A 17,123-nucleotide genomic window follows, 5' to 3' on the forward strand; every position below is an offset into this window, starting at 1 on the left:
GCTCGTTGTCGATCAGAATCCGTTGTTCATTCACCGCGCCGCCATCCGCTTCACAGCGGCGCTTCGGTCACGCGTTCGCCCTTCAGGTAGGCCTCGTAGCCGCGCTTGCGCAGCTTGCAGGCCGGGCACTCGCCGCAGCCGAAGCCCCAGTCGTGCAGTTCCGCACGCTCGCCGACGTAGCAGGTATGCGTCTCGACGCGGATCAGCTCGACCAGCGCTTCGCCGCCGAGCTGTTCGGCGAGTTGCCAGGTCTGCGCCTTGTCGAGCCACATCAGCGGCGTCTCGAGCACGATGCGCGTGTCCATCCCGAGGTTCAGCGCGACCTGCAGCGCCTTCATCGTGTCGTCGCGGCAGTCGGGATAGCCCGAGAAATCCGTCTCGCACATCCCGCCGACCAGCACGCGCAGCCCGCGGCGATAGGCGATCGCCGCGGCGATCGTCATGAACAGCAGGTTGCGGCCCGGCACGAACGTGTTCGGCAGGCCGTTCGCCGCCGTCTCGATCTCGATCGTGCGCGTCATCGCGGTATCGCTGATCGCGCCGAGCACCGACAGGTCGATCATGTGATCGTCGCCGAGCCGGTCCGACCACTGCGGGAACTGCCGCTTCAGCGCTTCGCGCACGCCTTCGCGGCATTCGAGTTCGACGCGATGGCGCTGGCCGTAGTCGAAGCCGAGCGTCTCGACCGTCTGATAGCGTTCGAGGGCCCAGGCCACGCACGTGGCCGAGTCCTGGCCGCCGGAAAACAACACGAGCGCGCCGTCTTTAGCGTCTGTCCGAATCACCGTGATACTCCGTGAATGTGTAGGCTCGCGTCGCGCTGCGCCCGGTGGCCGGCTGCCGCCGGACGGCCCGACGCGTGCCGGCCTGCGCCGGCTCGACCAGTATAGGCAGCGCCTTCGGCCGCGAACGCGGCAGGCCGCTTATACCGCCCATTGCGCGCCATCGGTGTCGCGCTTGACGGCGACGCTGCGCGGGCGGCGCTGCCCGCGCCTGAAGCGATGCGCTAAGTCATTGAGCGGGCACGGATTTTATCATGCCGCCGCGAACGCTGCCGGGCACGCGAGGCCCGCCACAAACGAAAAACCCCAAGAACCTGACGATTCTTGGGGTTGGAACTGCTGGTGGCCTGGGACGGAATCGAACCATCGACACGCGGATTTTCAATCCGCTGCTCTACCAACTGAGCTACCGGGCCAACGAAGAAAAGCGATTATAGCGAGCCTCTTTGAACTGTACAAGTACTTTCGCAAAAAATTTTATGCGGCGCCTTCGGACGGCTTCTTGCCGAGCTCGACGCCGAGCTGCTTGAGCTTGCGATACAGGTGCGTGCGCTCGAGGCCGGTCTTTTCCGCGACGCGCGTCATGCTGCCGTTCTCGCGCGCGAGGTGATACTCGAAGTACGCGCGCTCGAACGCATCGCGCGCTTCGCGCAGCGGAATGTCGAACGGAATCGCCGCGGTCTGGCCGGCAAGGCCGAGCGCCGCGGCCACGTCGTCGCCGAGCGTCGGCAGCGCCGCGGCGGAAGCGACCGACGCCGGCCCTGCCGCCTGCCCGGCGCCGGCCTTCGCCGCCGCGTTCGCGGACACCGGCGCCGCGCCGCGCGCGAGGCCGTGCTCGACCGCCTTCAGCAGCTTCTGCAGCGCGATCGGCTTCTCGAGGAAATCGAGCGCGCCGATCTTGGTCGCCTCGACGGCCGTGTCGATCGTCGCATGCCCGGACATCATGATCACCGGCATCGTCAGCAGGCCCTGCGCCGCCCATTCCTTGAGCAACGTGACGCCGTCGGTATCGGGCATCCAGATATCGAGCAGCACGAGATCGGGCGCCTGATTCAGCCGGTATTCCCGCGCAGCCTGCGCGTTCTCCGCCGCCTCGACGACATGTCCTTCGTCGCTGAGGATCTCCGAGAGCAATTCCCGGATGCCCATTTCATCATCTACCACCAGGATGGTTGCCATTTACGCTGCCTTTGTCTGCACACTTGCTTTTGTCTTTGCCGGGGCCTGCTGACCCGAGGCCGGCCCGCCCTGCTCGGCGTCCGGCGCATCGCTCGCCATCTGCAGGAACAGGATCGACACCTGCGCACCCTCGACGGCCTCGCCGTGCATGCGGTTGCGCAGATCGATCCGCGCCCCGTGCTCGTCGACGATTTTCTTGACCGTGGCCAATCCGAGCCCCGTGCCCTTCGCCTTCGTCGTCACGTAAGGCTCGAACGCGCGGGTCAGGATGCGCGCCGGAAAACCGGGCCCGTTGTCGGACACGGTAAGACGTACCGCGACGCGCGTTTTGCCGTCGGCGTCGGGATCGCCATATTCTACTGTCTTGGTTTCGATCAACACACGCGGATGCTCGGACTCCGCGACCGAATCCTGCGCGTTCTGCAGCAGGTTGTGAATCACCTGGCGCAGCTGCGTCGCGTCGCCGCGGATCACCGGCAGCGATGCCGCGAGCTCCGCGACGATCGCGCTCTTGCCTTCGCCGACGCCATACAGCCCGAGCACCTCGCTCACCAGTTCGTTCAACTGCAGGTTCGCCAGCACCGCCGGCGGCGTGCGCGCGTATTCGCGGAAGTCGTCGACCATCCGCTTCATCGCGGCGACCTGGTTCACGATCATCGTCGCGCCGCGCTTGAGCACATCGGCATCGGCCGGCGCGAGCTTGTCCGACAGCTTCATCTGCAGGCGTTCGGCCGACAGCTGGATCGGCGTCAGCGGATTCTTGATCTCGTGCGCGAGCCGGCGCGCGACCTCGCCCCACGCGACCGAACGCTGCGCGGAGATCACGTCGGAGATGTCGTCGAACACGACCACGTAGCCCGAGGTCTGCGGATCGTCGGCCTGCCCGTCGACCGTCGACACCAGCCGCGTGCCGCGCACCAGCAGCGTCAGCGGCTCGGTCTCGCCCGGCACCTCGACCGCGAACTGCTGCTGCCAGTGGCCGTGGTTGCCGCTGCCGCTGTCGGCCGCTTCACGATCGGCGAACGCCTTGCGCACCATCGCGCCGAAGCCGGCGACCACGCCGATCTGGTCGAGCGTCGTGCCGATCAGCGAATTGAACGGCTGCCGGAAGATCCGCTCGGCGCCGCGATTGGCGGTCGTCAGCCGGAACTGGCGGTCGAGCACGAATACGCCGGCCGTCAGGTTCGCGAGAATGCTCTCGAGATAGGTCTTCGAATGCTCGAGCGCGACCCGGTTGCGCTCGACCGCGAGGCGCGCCTCGGACAACTGGCGCGTCATCGCGTTGAACGACTGCGTGAGGAAGCCGAGCTCGTCGCGCGTCTTGATCTCGCGCTTCGGCGTGTAGTCGCCTTCCGCGACTTCCTTGGTGCCCTGCGCGAGCAGGAACAGCGGCCGCGCGAGCTGCTGGCCGAGCGCAAGCGCGAGCATCATCGCGATGAAGGTCGCGAGGAACAGCGCGAGCGTCAGCGTGCCGATATACATCTTGCGCAGCCCGGTGCGACCGAGCGACTTCTCCTGGTATTCGCGGTACGCGCGCTGCACGGCGTCCGCGTTGTGCGCGAGCGTCGGCGGCACCGGCTGGGTCAGCTGCAGGAAGCGTTCGGCCGGCTGCAGCAGCGAGGTCGTCGCATCGGGAATCGGCCGCACGACGCGCAGCCGCAGCGCCCCCTTCGCGCCGTGCGCGCGCGGGTCGCCGTCGACTTCGCCTTCGATCGCCGCATATGCGCCATGCTCGCGCGCCTGGCTCAGCATCAGCGGGGTCGGCAGATCGTCCGGGATCAGCGCCGCGAAATTGCCCGATGCCTGCGCGACGATATGCAGGTCGGGCGCAGCGCCCGAGCCGGAGCGGCTCGGCTCGACGATCGTCGCATCCTGCACGCCGAACTGGTCGCGCAGGCGCAGCAGCGTCAGCGTCGTTCCGTTCGTGTTCGCGTCGACGCTCGCGAGCTGGTCGGACATCATGCGCGCCTTCGTCTGCAGGTCCGACAGCGACGCGTCGAGCATCCCGCGGCCGAGATTCAGGCCGGCCGTCAGCGCGGTCTCGACGTTCACGTCGAACCACGACTCGATGCTGCGCGACACGAACTGGTACGACACGATGTAGATGATGCCGCCCGGCACCACGCCGACGAGCGCGAAGAACACCGCGAGCTTCGCGAGCAGTCGCGTGCCGAACTTGCCCTTCCTGAGGCGCACGACGATCATCCCGATCAGGCCGAGCACGACCAGCAGGAATACGAGCGCGACCACGATGTTGGTCGCGTACAGCCACGAGTAGTAGCGGTCGAAGAATTCGGTGTTCGCGCTCGCGGCCGCGAGCAGCACGAGCAGCAGCAGCGCGGTGAACGCGACGGTCGAGACGATTACGCGAACGAGGAGGCTCTTCCCGCTGGCCGCGCGGCGCACTTTATTTAGCACGTTCGGTCACCGTGAAGTTGAAGCGCTTCCAGTCCGAGCCGAGCGTCCAGTCGCGGTTGTTCACCGCGTCGACCTGGAACGGCTTCGGCATCAGCGCCGTATCGAGCTGCATTCGCACCGACGCCGTATAGGTTTCGCCGGCGCGCACCTGGTTGCGTTCGATCACGTGCCACGACGTGACGTGCTTGACGACCGCGAGCGCATCCTTCAGCGTGCCGAAGCCGAGCTGCAGGCCGCCGGTCGACACGCGGTATTCGCGCGTAAGCGGCTGAAACGACAGACGGATCGTCTGCGACACCGACACCGGCTGCTCGTCGAACCAGTACCAGCGCGGGCGGCTCAGCTCGAAGTCGGTCGTGAAGTAAAGCGGGATGCCCTTGTTGACGGCATCCTCGAGGTTCGGGTTCAGCTCGAAATCGAAACGGGCATCAAGGCTCCAGCCGTTGCCGTCGGCCTGCAGCGACGCGCGCTGCACGGCAATCGATTCGGCGTGCGCCGGCCGCACGATGGCCACGCACAGCGTCAACGCGACCATCAGGACGGCCGCCAGCCGAAGTGGAAAAAGGTGTTTGATCGTCACCGTTTCTGAAACCGCGCGTAGAAAAATCCGTCGTGATCGGTGTTCTGGTCGAGTGCGCCGGCGGCCGCCCCTCCCCGCACTCCGTCCGGAACGGCACGCGGCAGCAGCTGGCCGGGCGCGTCCAATCGTACCGCATCTTCACAGGCCGCTTCAAACCAGCGCGCCTGCAATTCGCCCTCTTCGGGGAAGATCGAACAGGTCACGTAAAGCAGTTCGCCGCCCGGCTTCACGAGCGGCCACAGCGCGGACAGGATGCGGCGCTGTTCGGCGACGAGCGCCGCAATGTCGGCCTCGCGCCGCAGCCAGCGGATGTCGGGGTGACGCCGCACGATGCCGGACGCCGAACACGGCACGTCGGCCAGGATCCGGTCGAACGGCCGGCCGTCGTGCCACGCGTCGGGCGAGCCCGCATCGCCGACGCGCACGTCCGCCGCGAGCGACAGCCGCGCGAGGTTCTCGCCGATGCGCGTCGCGCGCGTCGCATCGCTTTCGAGCGCAACAACTTCCACGTCGGCCAGTTCGAGCAGGTGACCGGTCTTGCCGCCGGGCGCCGCGCACGCATCGAGCACACGCATGCCGTCGCGCGCACCGAGCCATTCGGCCGCGAGCTGCGCGCCGGCATCCTGCACCGACACGACGCCGTCGGCGAAGCCGGGGATGCGCTCGACCGGCAGCGCCGATGCGAGCCGCACCGCATGCCGGCCGATCGCGGCCGCTTCGATTCCATTCGCGCGCAACGTGTCGAGATACGCGTCGACGGTCGAACGGCGCGCGTTCACGCGCAGCGTCAGCGGTCCCTGGCGATCGCCGGCCGCGAGAATCGCCTGCCATGCGTCCGGCCATGCGCGCTTCACCGCGTCGATCCACCATGCGCGGTAATTCCAGCGCGCGACCGGATCGGCCTGCAGCGCCGCGACGAGCGCCTCGCGCTCGCGCAGGAAACGGCGCAGCACCGCGTTGACCATCCCCTTCGCGAACGCGCACTCGCGTCGCGCACCGATCGCCGTCACGGCCTGGTCGACGACGGTGAACGGCGGATACGCGGCTTCGTCGGCGGCATCGAGCAGCAGCGCGAGCGCGCCCGCCAGCACCGCGTGCACATGCGCCGGCGGCGCCTTGCTGACGAGCCGGCCGATCAGCCAGTCCGCGCTGCCGAGGCGACGCATCGTCCGATACGCGACGTCCTGCGTCGCGCCGCGCGCGAGCGCCTGCGCACCCGACGGCATCTGCGCGAACACCGCGGACAGCGCCGCCGGCAGCGCGGTGCCGTGCCGCACCGCGTCGACCGCCTGCGCAGCCGCGTCGAGCGCAAAGCCGAGCGAATCGGGTGCGACGCGCAGCACGGACAGGCGCGCGTGACGGCCGGAAGAAGACGGAGCGGAGGAACGGGTTCGTGTCATCGGATCGAATTCGGCAAGCGGCGGGAGCCGGACGGCCGCGCGGCCGCCACGATCCCAAACCGCGCATTGTAGCGTGGCGTCATGCGGCCCCTTTGTGGCGCGCACAAATGAAACACCCCGCAGCGCGAAGCGTGCGGGGTGGCGGGGTGGCGGGGCGAGCGCGGCGGGCGCCGCGCGACGCGCGATGCTCAGTCGAAGCGGCCGGTGCGCGCCATCTCCATCAGCCGCGCGATGCGCTCCTCGGTGGCCGGGTGCGTGGAGAACAGGTTCTGCAGGCCGCCGCCGTGAAGCGGGTTCATGATCATCATCTGCGCGGTGGCCGGATGCTGCTCGGCCGCCTGGAACGGAATGCCCGCCGCATAGCGATGAATCTTGTCGAGCGCGGTCGCGAGCGCCTGCGGATCGCCGGAGATCTGCGCGCCGCCGCGGTCGGCCTCGAACTCGCGCGCGCGCGAGATCGCCATCTGGATCAGCGCGCCGGCGATCGGCGCGAGCAGCGCGACCGCGATGCCCGCGATCGGGTTGGCCGGCCGGCCGTTCTCGTCACGCCCGCCGAAGAACATCGCGAAGTTCGCGAGCGCCGAGATCGCGCCGGCCATCGTCGCGGTGATCGTCGAGATCAGGATGTCGCGGTGCTTTACGTGCGCGAGCTCGTGCGCCATCACGCCGCGCATCTCGCGCTCGGACAGCACGCGCAGGATGCCGGTCGTCGCGGCGACGGCCGCGTGCTCGGGGTTGCGGCCCGTCGCGAACGCGTTCGGCGCGTCTTCGTTGATCAGGTAGACGCGCGGCATCGGCAGGTTCGCGCGGGTGGCCAGCTCGCGCACCATCCGGTAGAACTGCGGCGCCGTGTTCTCGTCGACCTCCTGCGCGTTGTACATGCGCAGCACCATCTTGTCGGAGAACCAGTACGAAAAGAAATTCATGCCGAGCGCGAACAGCAGCGCGATCGTCATGCCTCGCGAACCGCCGATCATCCCGCCGATCACGATGAACAGGGCCGTGATCGCGGCCATCAGCATCGCCGTTTTGACCCAATTGAACATACCTACTCCTTATCCGGGGACCCGTCGCGCCTCACAGGGCGCGACGGAAAATTGTAAGCGATCTGTTAGATAAGGGCTTGCCGGAAAAATTCAATCTCAGCGTTGCGACGCGGCCAGACGGAGGCCAAGCCCGACAAAAGCGCTGCCGACCGTGCGGTCGAGCCACTTCTTGACGCCCGGCTTGCCGGAAAAACGCTGCGTGACGCTGCCCGCAACCCACGCGACCAGACTCGTCCAGATCGTGCTCATCACGACGAACACCGCGCCGAGGGTCAGGAACGCCAGCGCCTTGTGCGGGCTGTCGGCCGACACGAACTGTGGGAAGAACGACACGAAGAACAGCACCACCTTCGGATTCAGCACGTTCGTCCAGAATCCCTGCATGAACAGCTGCCGCAGCGGCTTTGCGGCAGCGACCTGCGCCGCGGCCGCGCCCGGCGCCGGCTGCTTCGCGAAAACCATCCGCACGCCGAGATAGATCAGGTACGCGGCGCCGACCAGCTTGATCACCGTGAACGCGGCCGCCGACGCCGCGAGCAGCGCGGTCAGGCCGAACGCGCACGCGAGCGCATGCACGCAGCAGCCGGCCGAGATGCCGAACGCCGACATCAGCCCCGCGCCGCGCCCCTGTGCGACGCTGCGGCCGACGATATAGGCCGTGTCGGGGCCGGGCGTGATGTTCAGCAGGAATACCGCGAGCAGGAAGAAGCCGAAATGGGTGATGCCAAGCATGGAGACCTCGAAACCGGGAAGCGCAGGGAAATTCTACGCGCGCCCGCCGCGCCGCGCGACTCGGCCGGACGGCCGATGGCGCGCGGCGTGCAAAGCGTGTCGAATGGCGCTCAGGACGCGTCGGGCAGCGCGAAACGCTGGCCTGCGACCAGCGCGGAGCCGGCCAGGAATTCGCGCGCGGGCAGGCGCTTGCCGCCCGGTTTCTGCAGCTGCGTCACGCGCAGCGCGCCGCTGCCGCAGGCGACGATCACGCCGTCCGCCGATGCTTCGACGATCGTGCCCGGCGCCGCGTCGCCGCGCGCCGCCGCGGGCTCCGCCGCCCACAGCTTGATCGCCGCGCCGTCGAGCGTCGCGACGCCGCCCGGGAATGGATCGAACGCGCGCACCTGGCGTGCGAGCACGTCGGCCGGCTTGCGCCAGTCGAGCGCCGCTTCGTGCTTGCCGATCTTTTCCGCGTAGGTCACGCCGTCGGCCGGCTGCGGCGTCGCCGCCAGCGCGCCGTCGCGCTCGAGCCGCGCGAGCGCGTCGACGATCAGCCGCGCGCCGTCGGCGGCCAGCCGGTCGTGCAGGGTCGCGGTCGTATCGTCGCCCGCGATCGCGATGCGCGATTCCTGGATCATCGCGCCGGTGTCGAGGCCCGCGTCCATCTGCATCAGCGTGACGCCGGTCTCGGCGTCGCCGGCCTCGATCGCGCGGTGGATCGGCGCGGCGCCGCGCCAGCGCGGCAGCAGCGACGCGTGGATGTTGATGCAGCCGTGGCGCGGGATGTCGAGCACTTCCTGCGGCAGCAGCAGCCCGTAGGCGGCGACCACCATCACGTCGTGCGGCGTCGAGCGCAGCAGCTCGATCGCGTCGGCCGCTTCCGCCGGGTACTTGCCGGCGCGACGCAGCGACGGCGGCTGCGCGACGGGCATCCCGTGCTCGACGGCATAGCGCTTCACGGCGCTCGCCTGCAGCTTCATCCCGCGCCCGGCAGGGCGATCGGGCTGGGTGAGGACGAGCGGCACCGGGAAGCCGGCCTCGTGGATCGCGGCCAGCGCGGCCGCGGCGAATTCCGGCGTGCCGGCAAAAATCACGCGCAACGTATGGGTCATGACAGCGTTCGGGGTCGGGCAGGAGGAACGCGTCACATCGCGCGTTCGAGTTTCTTCATCTTCGTCTTGATGCGGCTCTGCTTGAGCGGCGACAGGTATTCGACGAACACGCGCCCCATCAGGTGATCCATTTCGTGCTGCACGCACACGGCGAGCAGGCCTTCGCAGTCGAGCTCGAAGGTCTCGCCCTGCTCGTTGAGCGCGCGCACGCGCACATGGTCGGGGCGCTCGACTTCGTCGTAGATGCCGGGCACCGACAGGCAGCCTTCCTCGTAGACCTGCTTCGCGTCGCTCGACCAGATGATCTCGGGATTGATGAACGCGCGCAGTTCGTTCTTCTCCTCGGATACGTCGATCACGATCACGCGCTCGTGCACGTCGACCTGGGTGGCCGCGAGGCCGATGCCCGGCGCGGCGTACATGGTCTCGGCCATGTCGGCGACGAGCTTGCGGATCCGGTCGTCGACCTTGTCGACGGGCTTGGCGACCTTGTGCAGCCGCTTGTCGGGGTAATGAAGGATGTTCAGCAAAGCCATGGCGTTCGGTATTCGGTGGAGCGGCGTGCCGCATCGGCCATCCGGCCGGCTGGCGCCGTCGCCGCGATGCAATGAAGATGAGGCGGATGCGCGGCGAATCAATGCCGCGGATCGCGCCTCCTGCAACCGGCCGGGCGCCTGCGCGCACGGCCTCGTCGAGTATTTCGGATGATGAAAATTTTATCATGGCGACACGCCGTGCGCTGGCCGCCGCATTCGAGGGACGCCTCATGTCGCCGCAAGCGCTGACCACCGGCGAGCTGCGCGCGTGGCTGCAACTCGCGCACTCGCCCGGCCTCCCGCCCGCCGCGCTGCATGCGCTGCTCGATGCGTTCGGCTCGCCGGCGGCGCTGCTGCGCGCGTCCGATCGCGCGATCGCCGCCGCGAGCAGCCCGGCCGCCGCGCAGGCGGTACGCGCCAGCGAACGCGACGAGCTCGACGCCTGCACCGATGCGGCGCTCGCGTGGCTCGACGCACCGGGCAACGCGCTCGTCACGCTCCACGATCCCGCCTATCCGGCGCGGCTGCGCGATCTGCACGACCCGCCGCCGCTGCTATATGTAAAGGGGCGGCTCGATCTGCTGCATGCGCGCGGTTTCGCCGTCGTCGGCAGTCGCCATGCGACGCCGCAGGGGCTCGCCGACGCGACGCGCTTCGCGCGCACGCTGTCCGACGCGGGGCTTGCGATCGTGTCGGGCCTCGCGCTCGGCATCGACGGAGCCGCGCATCAGGGGGCGCTGGATGGCCGCTCGGGCACGATCGCGGTCATCGCGACGGGCGCCGATCTCGTCTATCCGGCGCGGCACCGCGCCCTCGCGCATGCGGTCGCCGCGCGCGGCGCCATCGTGTCCGAATGGCCGCTCGGCACGCCGGCCCGCGCGTCGCACTTCCCGCAGCGCAACCGGCTGATCGCGGCGCTCGCGATCGGCGTGCTCGTCGTCGAGGCCGCGCCGCGGTCGGGCTCGCTGATCACCGCGCGGCTCGCGAACGAACTGGGGCGCGACGTGTTCGCGATACCGGGCTCGATCCACGCGCCGCTCGCGCAGGGCTGCCATGCGCTGATTCGCGACGGCGCGAAGCTGACCGCGACGCCGCTGGATGTGCTCGAGGAATACCGGATGGGCGAGACGAAGGCTTGCAGCGCGAATGAGGCCGGCGGTTCCGGCGGCGATGGAGCCGCGGCCGACTCATTCGGGTCCTGCTCCACCGCGAGCATCGCTCGCGGCGCCGAAAAGGCTTACCACGCCGCGGCCGGCGCCCCGCCCCTACCCGCCACTGCCGCGCCGCCCGCCCTGCCCGACGACCCTACCGAGCAAGCCGTGCTGGCCGCATTGGGATACGGCCCCGTTACTTACGAATGGCTGGCCGACCACAGCGGCCTGCCCGACGACGACCTGCACCGTGCGCTGCTCGCGCTGGAACTGGCCGGCCACGTCGCGCCGCTTCCCGGCGGACGCTTCGCCCGGCTTGACGCCGTGCCAACCCCGCCCGCACCGGGCGTGCTACAGTCCCCCGCATAGTGGCGGCCGCGCCGCCGACGACATACCAAGGAACACCATGCCCGCGCTGAATCTCGACATCGATGCGGATCGGATCGCCGAGCGTCTCGCCGATCCGGGCACGCTGCTCGTCGCCTGCCTGTGCGCCGAGTGGTGCGGCACCTGCCGCGACTACCGGACCACCTTCGACCAGCTCGCCGACGCACATCCCGACGCCTGCTTCGCCTGGATCGACATCGAAACCCATGCCGACCAGCTCGACGACCTCGACGTCGAAAACTTCCCGACGATCCTGATCGAGGACGCGAACACCGCGCGCTTCTTCGGCACGGTGCTGCCGCACGCGGCGATCGTCGAGCGGATGCTGACCGACCTGGCCGCCGTGCCCGGCGTGCAGCACGCACCGAAATTGCGCAACGTGCTGAACGTCGCGGCCTGAACCCGCGCGCCGGCAGGCGGTTTTTCGCGCATTTGCGCCGCCCGCCGCGCCGGGCGCTTGCCGCCGCTGCGGCCCCCCTCTATGATGAGCCGCTTTTTGCACGCCGAGCCGCCGTCGCGACGGCGTGTGCTATAAAGCCGTCGTAAAAGGGACCCACGCCGGCGAACCCGGTCTACCAACACACACCTGTCATGTCCAAAGCACTGATCATTGCGGAAAAGCCTTCTGTCGCGAACGACATCGCGCGCGCTTTGGGCGGCTTTACCAAGCATGACGAATACTTCGAGAGCGACGAATACGTCCTTTCGTCCGCTGTCGGCCATCTGCTGGAAATCGCCGCTCCGGAAGAGTACGAGGTCAAGCGCGGGAAGTGGAGCTTCGCGCATCTGCCCGTCATCCCCCCGCATTTCGACCTGAACCCGATCGCAAAAAGCGAGTCGCGCCTCAAGGTGCTCACCAAGCTGATGAAGCGCAAGGACGTCGACCGCCTGATCAACGCATGCGACGCGGGGCGCGAGGGCGAGCTGATTTTCCGCCTGATCGTGCAGCACGCGAAGGCCAAGCAACCGGTCCAACGCCTGTGGCTGCAGTCGATGACGCCGCAGGCGATCCGCGACGGTTTCGCGCACCTGCGCAGCGACAGCGACATGCAGCCGCTCGCCGACGCCGCACGCTGCCGCTCGGAAGCCGACTGGCTCGTCGGGATCAACGGCACCCGCGCAATGACCGCGTTCAACAGCAAGGGCGGCGGCTTCTTCCTGACCACGGTCGGTCGCGTTCAGACGCCAACCTTGTCGATCGTCGTCGAACGTGAGGAGAAAATCCGCCGCTTCGTCCCGCGCGACTACTGGGAAGTGAAGGCCGAATTCGCCTGCGCGGGCGGCTTCTACGAGGGCAAGTGGTTCGACCCGAAATTCAAGCGCGACGAATTCGACCCCGAGAAGCGCGATTCGCGTCTGTGGAGCCTGCCGGCGGCCGAAACGATCGTCGCCGCATGCCGCGACCAGCTCGGCACGGTCACCGAGGAATCGAAGCCGTCGACGCAACTGTCGCCGCTGCTGTTCGACCTGACCAGCCTGCAGCGCGAGGCGAACAGCCGCTTCGGCTTCTCCGCGAAGAACACGCTCGGCCTCGCCCAGGCGCTGTACGAAAAGCACAAGGTGCTGACCTACCCGCGTACCGACGCGCGCGCGCTGCCGGAGGACTACATCTCGACCGTGAAGTCGACGCTCGAGATGCTCAAGGAGAGCCACAACTACCTGCCGCACGCGAAGCAGGTGCTCGACAAGGGCTGGGTGAAGCCGAACAAGCGGATCTTCGACAACTCGAAGATCAGCGACCACTTCGCGATCATCCCGACGCTGCAGGCGCCGAAGTCGCTGTCCGAGCCCGAGCAGAAGCTGTACGACATGGTCGTGAAGCGCTTCCTCGCGGTGTTCTTCCCGGCGGCTGAATTCCGCGTTACGACGCGGATCACCGAAGTCGTCGGCCATCACTTCAAGACCGAAGGCAAGGTGCTCGTCGAGCCGGGCTGGCTGCAGGTGTACGGCCGCGACGCCGAAGGCGCGGACGCGAACCTCGTGCCGGTGCAGAAGGACGAGAAGGTGAAGACGGACGAGATCGCCGCCGTCGCGCTCGTGACGAAGCCGCCCGCACGCTACTCGGAAGCGACGCTGCTGTCGGCGATGGAAGGCGCGGGCAAGCTGGTCGAGGACGACGAACTGCGCGAGGCGATGGCCGCGAAGGGCCTGGGCACGCCGGCCACGCGCGCGGCGATCATCGAAGGGCTGCTCGGCGAGAAATACCTGGTGCGCGAAGGTCGCGAGCTGATCCCGACCGCAAAGGCCTTCCAGCTGATGACGCTGCTGCGCGGGCTGGGCGTGAAGGAACTGACCGCGCCCGAACTCACCGGCGAATGGGAATACAAGCTGTCGCAGATGGAGCGCGGCAACCTCGGGCGCGATGCGTTCATGCAGGAAATCGCCCGCATGACGCAGCAGATCGTCAAGCGCGCGAAGGAATACGATTCCGACACGATCCCCGGCGATTACGCGACGCTCGAGACGCCGTGCCCGAACTGCGGCGGCCAGGTGAAGGAAAACTATCGCCGTTTCGCGTGCACGAAGTGCGACTTCTCGATCTCGAAGATCCCGGGCAGCCGGCAGTTCGAGATCGCGGAAGTCGAGGAACTGCTGCAGAAGAAGGAAATCGGGCCGCTGTCCGGTTTCCGCAGCAAGATGGGCCGGCCGTTCTCCGCGATCCTCAAGCTGTCGTTCGACGACGAGACGAAGAACTACAAGCTCGAGTTCGACTTCGGCCAGGACCAGGGCGGCGAGGAAGGCGAGGCGCCCGACTTCTCCGCGCAGGAACCGGTCGGCGCGTGCCCGAAGTGCAAGGGCCGCGTGTTCGAGCACGGGATGAGCTACGTGTGCGAACACTCGGTCGCGAACCCGAAGACCTGCGACTTCCGCTCGGGCAAGGTGATCCTGCAGCAGGAAATCACGCGCGAGCAGATGGGCAAGCTGCTCGCCGACGGCCGCACCGACCTGCTGCCGAACTTCAAGTCGTCGCGCACCGGCCGCAACTTCAAGGCGTTCCTCGTGAAGCAGCCGGACGGCAAGATCGGCTTCGAGTTCGAGAAGAAGGAACCGAAGGCGGCCGCCGCGAAGAAGACGGCGAAATCGGCGACGAAGGATGCCGAAACCGTGACGGAAGGCGCAGAAGAGAAACCGGCCCTGGCTCGCAAGACCGCCGCGCGCAAGACGACGACGCGCAAGACGGGCTCCTGACGGCCGGCCTCGGCAAACGGCCATAAAAAAACGCGGATCGATCGCTCGATCCGCGTTTTTTCTTTTGCGCTGCCCGGGCGCGACGCGCGCCGCCCGGCCGTCGCGCGTTACAGCGGCGACGGCGCCGCGACGCGCGTGCGCGACGAGCGCGGCAGGCGCGGCGACAGGTTCGGGTCGGCCGACTCGGGCTGCTCGGCGCGCGTCTCGACGCCGATCGGCGCGAGCGCCGCGCCCTGCGCAGCCCACTGCTCGCCCATCGTCGCATCGGTCGAATGGCTGAAGTATTCGACGAGGTGATCGATGAAGGTGCGCACCTTCGCCGGCAGATGGCGCCGGCTCGGATAGGCGATGTTGATCTCGACCTGCGGCAGCCGGAAATCCGGCAGCAGCCGCACCAGCGCGCCGCGTGCGATGTCGCCGCCGATCAGGTAGCTCGGCAGGATCGCGACGCCCATCCCGAGCAGCGCGAACTGGCGCAGCATCGCGGTGTTGTTCGCGACGATCACGTTGGTCGGGCGCACCCGCACTTCGCCATCAGGCCCCGTAAACACGCGCTCGTCGCCCCAGTATTCGGTCGGCAGGCTCAGGCTCGGGTGCTCGGCGAGCTGTTCCGGATGCGTCGGCACGCCGTGCTTCTCCAGATAGCTCGGCGTCGCGCACACCGTCATGCAGCCCGTGGTCAGCCGCCGCGTGACGATGCTCGCGCTGCGCATCTGGCGCGTGACCACGATCCCGACGTCGAAGCCTTCCTCGACGAGATCGACCTGCCGGTCGACCAGCGTCAGATCCGGCACCACTTTCGGGAAATGCTCGGTGTACGACTGCAGCACCGGCGCCAGGTTATGCAGGCCGAACACCACGGGCGCGACGATGCGCAGCGTGCCGACCGGCTCGTGATTGCGCGCGACGACCATCTGTTCGACGTCCTCGAGCTCGTCGAGAATCTGGCGCGCGCGCTCCAGATAGACCTGGCCCGACTCCGTCAGCGAAAGGCTGCGCGTGGTACGGTTCAGCAGACGCGTGCCGAGCCGGCCTTCCAGATCGGCAACGTGGCGCGTCGCGACCGCGTTGGAGATATCCATTGCACTCGCGGCCCGCGCGAAACTGCCGAGATCCGCAACCTTGACGAACACGCGCATCGACTGCAAATGATCCATAAACGACTCCTGCCGCTGTTACAACTTCAAAAAGTTGAAGCAAATGCGTAATTCTCCTACGACAGCGGAAATGATGCAGAGTTGCCTAACACGGCCGTGAATCGAGATAAAAATAGTCAAAAATCCTCGGTCTGGGCGGATAGTTGATCCAATTATTCTGATTGGAGCAACAATTGGGTGAACCTCGTCGGGTAAACGGCCGAATCAGGAAGGACGTATTTGATGCGACACAGCATCGCACCGGCCTGACCGCGCGGGAACGCCGCCGGCGAGACCGCCGCCGATTGCGGCGGAGCGTAACAACCTGTTAAAAAGACACCACGAACGCGGCCGCCGTAGCATCATGTCGGCCCCGGCCGGGCGGGACGGGCGCGCGACGTGCGCCGCCGCCACTGGATTCAACGCGCGACACCCCGCTCACCATGAAAATTGCCATCCTCGACGACTACCAGGACGCCGTCCGCAAGCTGAACTGCTTCGAGATGCTCGCCGACCACGACGTGAAGGTCTTCAACAACACGGTGCGCGGCCTGGGACAACTCGCGAGCCGCCTCGCGGAAGTCGAGGCGCTCGTGCTGATTCGCGAACGCACGCAAATCTCGTCGCAACTGCTCGCAAAACTGCCGAATCTGCGCATGATCAGCCAGACCGGCCGCGTGTCGAGCCACATCGACCTCGAAGCCTGTACCGACCGCGGCATCGCGGTGCTCGAAGGCACCGGTTCGCCGATCGCGCCGGCCGAGCTGACCTGGGCGCTCGTGATGGCCGCCCAGCGCCGCATTCCGCAGTACGTCGCGAACCTGAAGCAGGGCGCGTGGCAGCAGTCGGGCCTGAAGACCTCGGCGCTGCCGCCGAACTTCGGCCTCGGCCAAGTGCTGCGCGGCCAGACGCTCGGCATCTGGGGCTACGGCAAGATCGGCCGGCTGGTTGCCGGCTATGGCAAGGCGTTCGGAATGAACGTGCTGATCTGGGGCCGCGAGCATTCGCTCGAAGCCGCGCGCGCCGACGGCTACACGGCCGCCGACAGCCGCGAGGCGCTGTTCGAGCAGAGCGACGTGCTGTCGCTGCACCTGCGGCTGCACGACGACACGCGCGGCATCGTCAAGCAGGACGACCTGATGCGGATGAAGCCGACCTCGCTGCTCGTCAACACGAGCCGCGCGGAATTGCTCGAGGAAAACGCGCTCGTCAATGCGCTGTCGCACAACCGGCCCGGGATGGTCGCGATCGACGTGTTCGAGAGCGAGCCGATCCTGCAGGGCTACAGCCTGCTGCGCATGGAAAACGTGATCTGCACGCCGCACATCGGCTATGTCGAGCGCGAAAGCTACGAGCTGTATTTCAGCGCGGCGTTCAGGAACATCCTCGCGTTCGACCAGGGCGACATGTCGAGCGTCGCCAATCCGGAAGCGCTGACGCCGATCCGCAAGCGCTGATTGCGCGGGCCGCGCACGCCGCGCGGCCGCGTGGCC

Annotated in this window: 14 protein-coding genes and 1 tRNA gene; 4 read left to right on the forward strand and 11 right to left on the reverse strand. The window is 67.7% G+C overall.

Features of this window, described 5'->3' with window-relative positions; genetic code table 11:
- Positions 1–50 precede the first annotated feature (50 nt).
- The 10 genes from queC to def form a co-directional block, all read right to left on the reverse strand.
- On the reverse strand, positions 51–785 hold the full coding sequence (queC, locus tag WS57_RS34475; protein ID WP_009695727.1) for a 7-cyano-7-deazaguanine synthase QueC: 735 nt from the start codon (positions 783–785) through the stop codon (positions 51–53).
- Between the two features lie 337 nt (positions 786–1,122).
- A tRNA-Phe gene (locus WS57_RS34480) sits at positions 1,123–1,198 on the reverse strand.
- A gap of 61 nt (positions 1,199–1,259) precedes the next feature.
- Entirely contained in the window at positions 1,260–1,961 is a 702-nt protein-coding gene (gene esaR, locus WS57_RS34485) for a response regulator transcription factor EsaR (RefSeq protein ID WP_009695728.1), read from the reverse strand.
- A complete protein-coding gene (esaS, locus tag WS57_RS34490) occupies positions 1,962–4,379 on the reverse strand; it encodes a sensor histidine kinase EsaS (RefSeq protein WP_040128540.1) in 2,418 nt (805 codons plus the stop codon).
- Entirely contained in the window at positions 4,369–4,959 is a 591-nt protein-coding gene (locus WS57_RS34495; RefSeq protein WP_059516925.1) for a DUF4390 domain-containing protein, read from the reverse strand. Before WS57_RS34495 ends, esaS begins: the two co-directional genes overlap by 11 nt.
- Positions 4,956–6,359: a 16S rRNA (cytosine(967)-C(5))-methyltransferase RsmB gene (gene rsmB, locus WS57_RS34500; RefSeq protein WP_069245405.1), complete on the reverse strand. Its 1,404-nt coding sequence runs from the start codon at positions 6,357–6,359 to the stop codon at positions 4,956–4,958. Before rsmB ends, WS57_RS34495 begins: the two co-directional genes overlap by 4 nt.
- 188 nt (positions 6,360–6,547) lie before the next feature.
- Positions 6,548–7,405 (reverse strand): zinc metalloprotease HtpX, encoded by an 858-nt coding sequence (htpX, locus tag WS57_RS34505; protein WP_009695734.1) that lies wholly within the window; start codon positions 7,403–7,405, stop codon positions 6,548–6,550.
- Between the two features lie 96 nt (positions 7,406–7,501).
- Positions 7,502–8,137: a LysE family translocator gene (locus tag WS57_RS34510; RefSeq protein WP_009695735.1), complete on the reverse strand. Its 636-nt coding sequence runs from the start codon at positions 8,135–8,137 to the stop codon at positions 7,502–7,504.
- Between the two features lie 110 nt (positions 8,138–8,247).
- The gene (gene fmt / locus WS57_RS34515) at positions 8,248–9,231 is read right to left on the reverse strand and encodes a methionyl-tRNA formyltransferase (protein WP_059481606.1); all 984 of its coding nucleotides are present in this window, start codon (positions 9,229–9,231) and stop codon (positions 8,248–8,250) included.
- Between the two features lie 32 nt (positions 9,232–9,263).
- Complete coding sequence (gene def, locus WS57_RS34520; protein WP_009689477.1) at positions 9,264–9,767, reverse strand: peptide deformylase; 504 nt, start codon at positions 9,765–9,767, stop codon at positions 9,264–9,266.
- A gap of 185 nt (positions 9,768–9,952) precedes the next feature.
- Here def and dprA point away from each other — a divergent pair, with 185 nt between their 5' ends.
- The 3 genes from dprA to WS57_RS34535 all read left to right on the forward strand — a co-directional run bounded on the left by dprA (position 9,953) and on the right by WS57_RS34535 (position 14,494).
- The gene (gene dprA / locus WS57_RS34525; protein WP_069245406.1) at positions 9,953–11,287 is read left to right on the forward strand and encodes a DNA-processing protein DprA; all 1,335 of its coding nucleotides are present in this window, start codon (positions 9,953–9,955) and stop codon (positions 11,285–11,287) included.
- Positions 11,288–11,324: 37 nt separating this feature from the next.
- Positions 11,325–11,705 carry a thioredoxin family protein gene (locus WS57_RS34530; RefSeq protein WP_009695740.1) on the forward strand — a complete coding sequence of 127 codons (381 nt, stop codon included), beginning with the start codon at positions 11,325–11,327 and terminating at the stop codon, positions 11,703–11,705.
- A gap of 191 nt (positions 11,706–11,896) precedes the next feature.
- Positions 11,897–14,494: a DNA topoisomerase III gene (locus WS57_RS34535; protein ID WP_059516931.1), complete on the forward strand. Its 2,598-nt coding sequence runs from the start codon at positions 11,897–11,899 to the stop codon at positions 14,492–14,494.
- A gap of 107 nt (positions 14,495–14,601) precedes the next feature.
- On the opposite strand, the gene WS57_RS34540 is transcribed toward WS57_RS34535, so the two are convergent.
- The gene (locus WS57_RS34540; RefSeq protein WP_040128548.1) at positions 14,602–15,651 is read right to left on the reverse strand and encodes a LysR family transcriptional regulator; all 1,050 of its coding nucleotides are present in this window, start codon (positions 15,649–15,651) and stop codon (positions 14,602–14,604) included.
- Positions 15,652–16,073: 422 nt separating this feature from the next.
- On the opposite strand from WS57_RS34540, the gene WS57_RS34545 reads away from it, so the two are divergent.
- Positions 16,074–17,087, forward strand: a complete 1,014-nt coding sequence (locus WS57_RS34545; RefSeq protein WP_040128549.1) for a D-2-hydroxyacid dehydrogenase family protein — start codon at positions 16,074–16,076, stop codon at positions 17,085–17,087.
- Positions 17,088–17,123: the final 36 nt, after the last annotated feature.

Source organism: Burkholderia pseudomultivorans, assembly GCF_001718415.1.
GTDB classification, from domain to species: domain Bacteria; phylum Pseudomonadota; class Gammaproteobacteria; order Burkholderiales; family Burkholderiaceae; genus Burkholderia; species Burkholderia pseudomultivorans_A.

What these genes read in the sequence shown, in the direction of transcription:
- esaR (WP_009695728.1), bottom strand. Translation starts at nt 1,961, where the DNA reads ATGGCAACCATCCTGGTGGTAGATGATGAAATGGGCATCCGGGAATTG.
- rsmB (WP_069245405.1), bottom strand. Translation starts at nt 6,359, where the DNA reads ATGACACGAACCCGTTCCTCCGCTCCGTCTTCTTCCGGCCGTCACGCG.
- htpX (WP_009695734.1), bottom strand. Translation starts at nt 7,405, where the DNA reads ATGTTCAATTGGGTCAAAACGGCGATGCTGATGGCCGCGATCACGGCC.
- WS57_RS34510 (WP_009695735.1), bottom strand. Translation starts at nt 8,137, where the DNA reads ATGCTTGGCATCACCCATTTCGGCTTCTTCCTGCTCGCGGTATTCCTG.
- fmt (WP_059481606.1), bottom strand. Translation starts at nt 9,231, where the DNA reads ATGACCCATACGTTGCGCGTGATTTTTGCCGGCACGCCGGAATTCGCC.
- def (WP_009689477.1), bottom strand. Translation starts at nt 9,767, where the DNA reads ATGGCTTTGCTGAACATCCTTCATTACCCCGACAAGCGGCTGCACAAG.
- dprA (WP_069245406.1), top strand. Translation starts at nt 9,953, where the DNA reads ATGGCGACACGCCGTGCGCTGGCCGCCGCATTCGAGGGACGCCTCATG.
- WS57_RS34530 (WP_009695740.1), top strand. Translation starts at nt 11,325, where the DNA reads ATGCCCGCGCTGAATCTCGACATCGATGCGGATCGGATCGCCGAGCGT.
- WS57_RS34535 (WP_059516931.1), top strand. Translation starts at nt 11,897, where the DNA reads ATGTCCAAAGCACTGATCATTGCGGAAAAGCCTTCTGTCGCGAACGAC.
- WS57_RS34540 (WP_040128548.1), bottom strand. Translation starts at nt 15,651, where the DNA reads ATGGATCATTTGCAGTCGATGCGCGTGTTCGTCAAGGTTGCGGATCTC.
- WS57_RS34545 (WP_040128549.1), top strand. Translation starts at nt 16,074, where the DNA reads ATGAAAATTGCCATCCTCGACGACTACCAGGACGCCGTCCGCAAGCTG.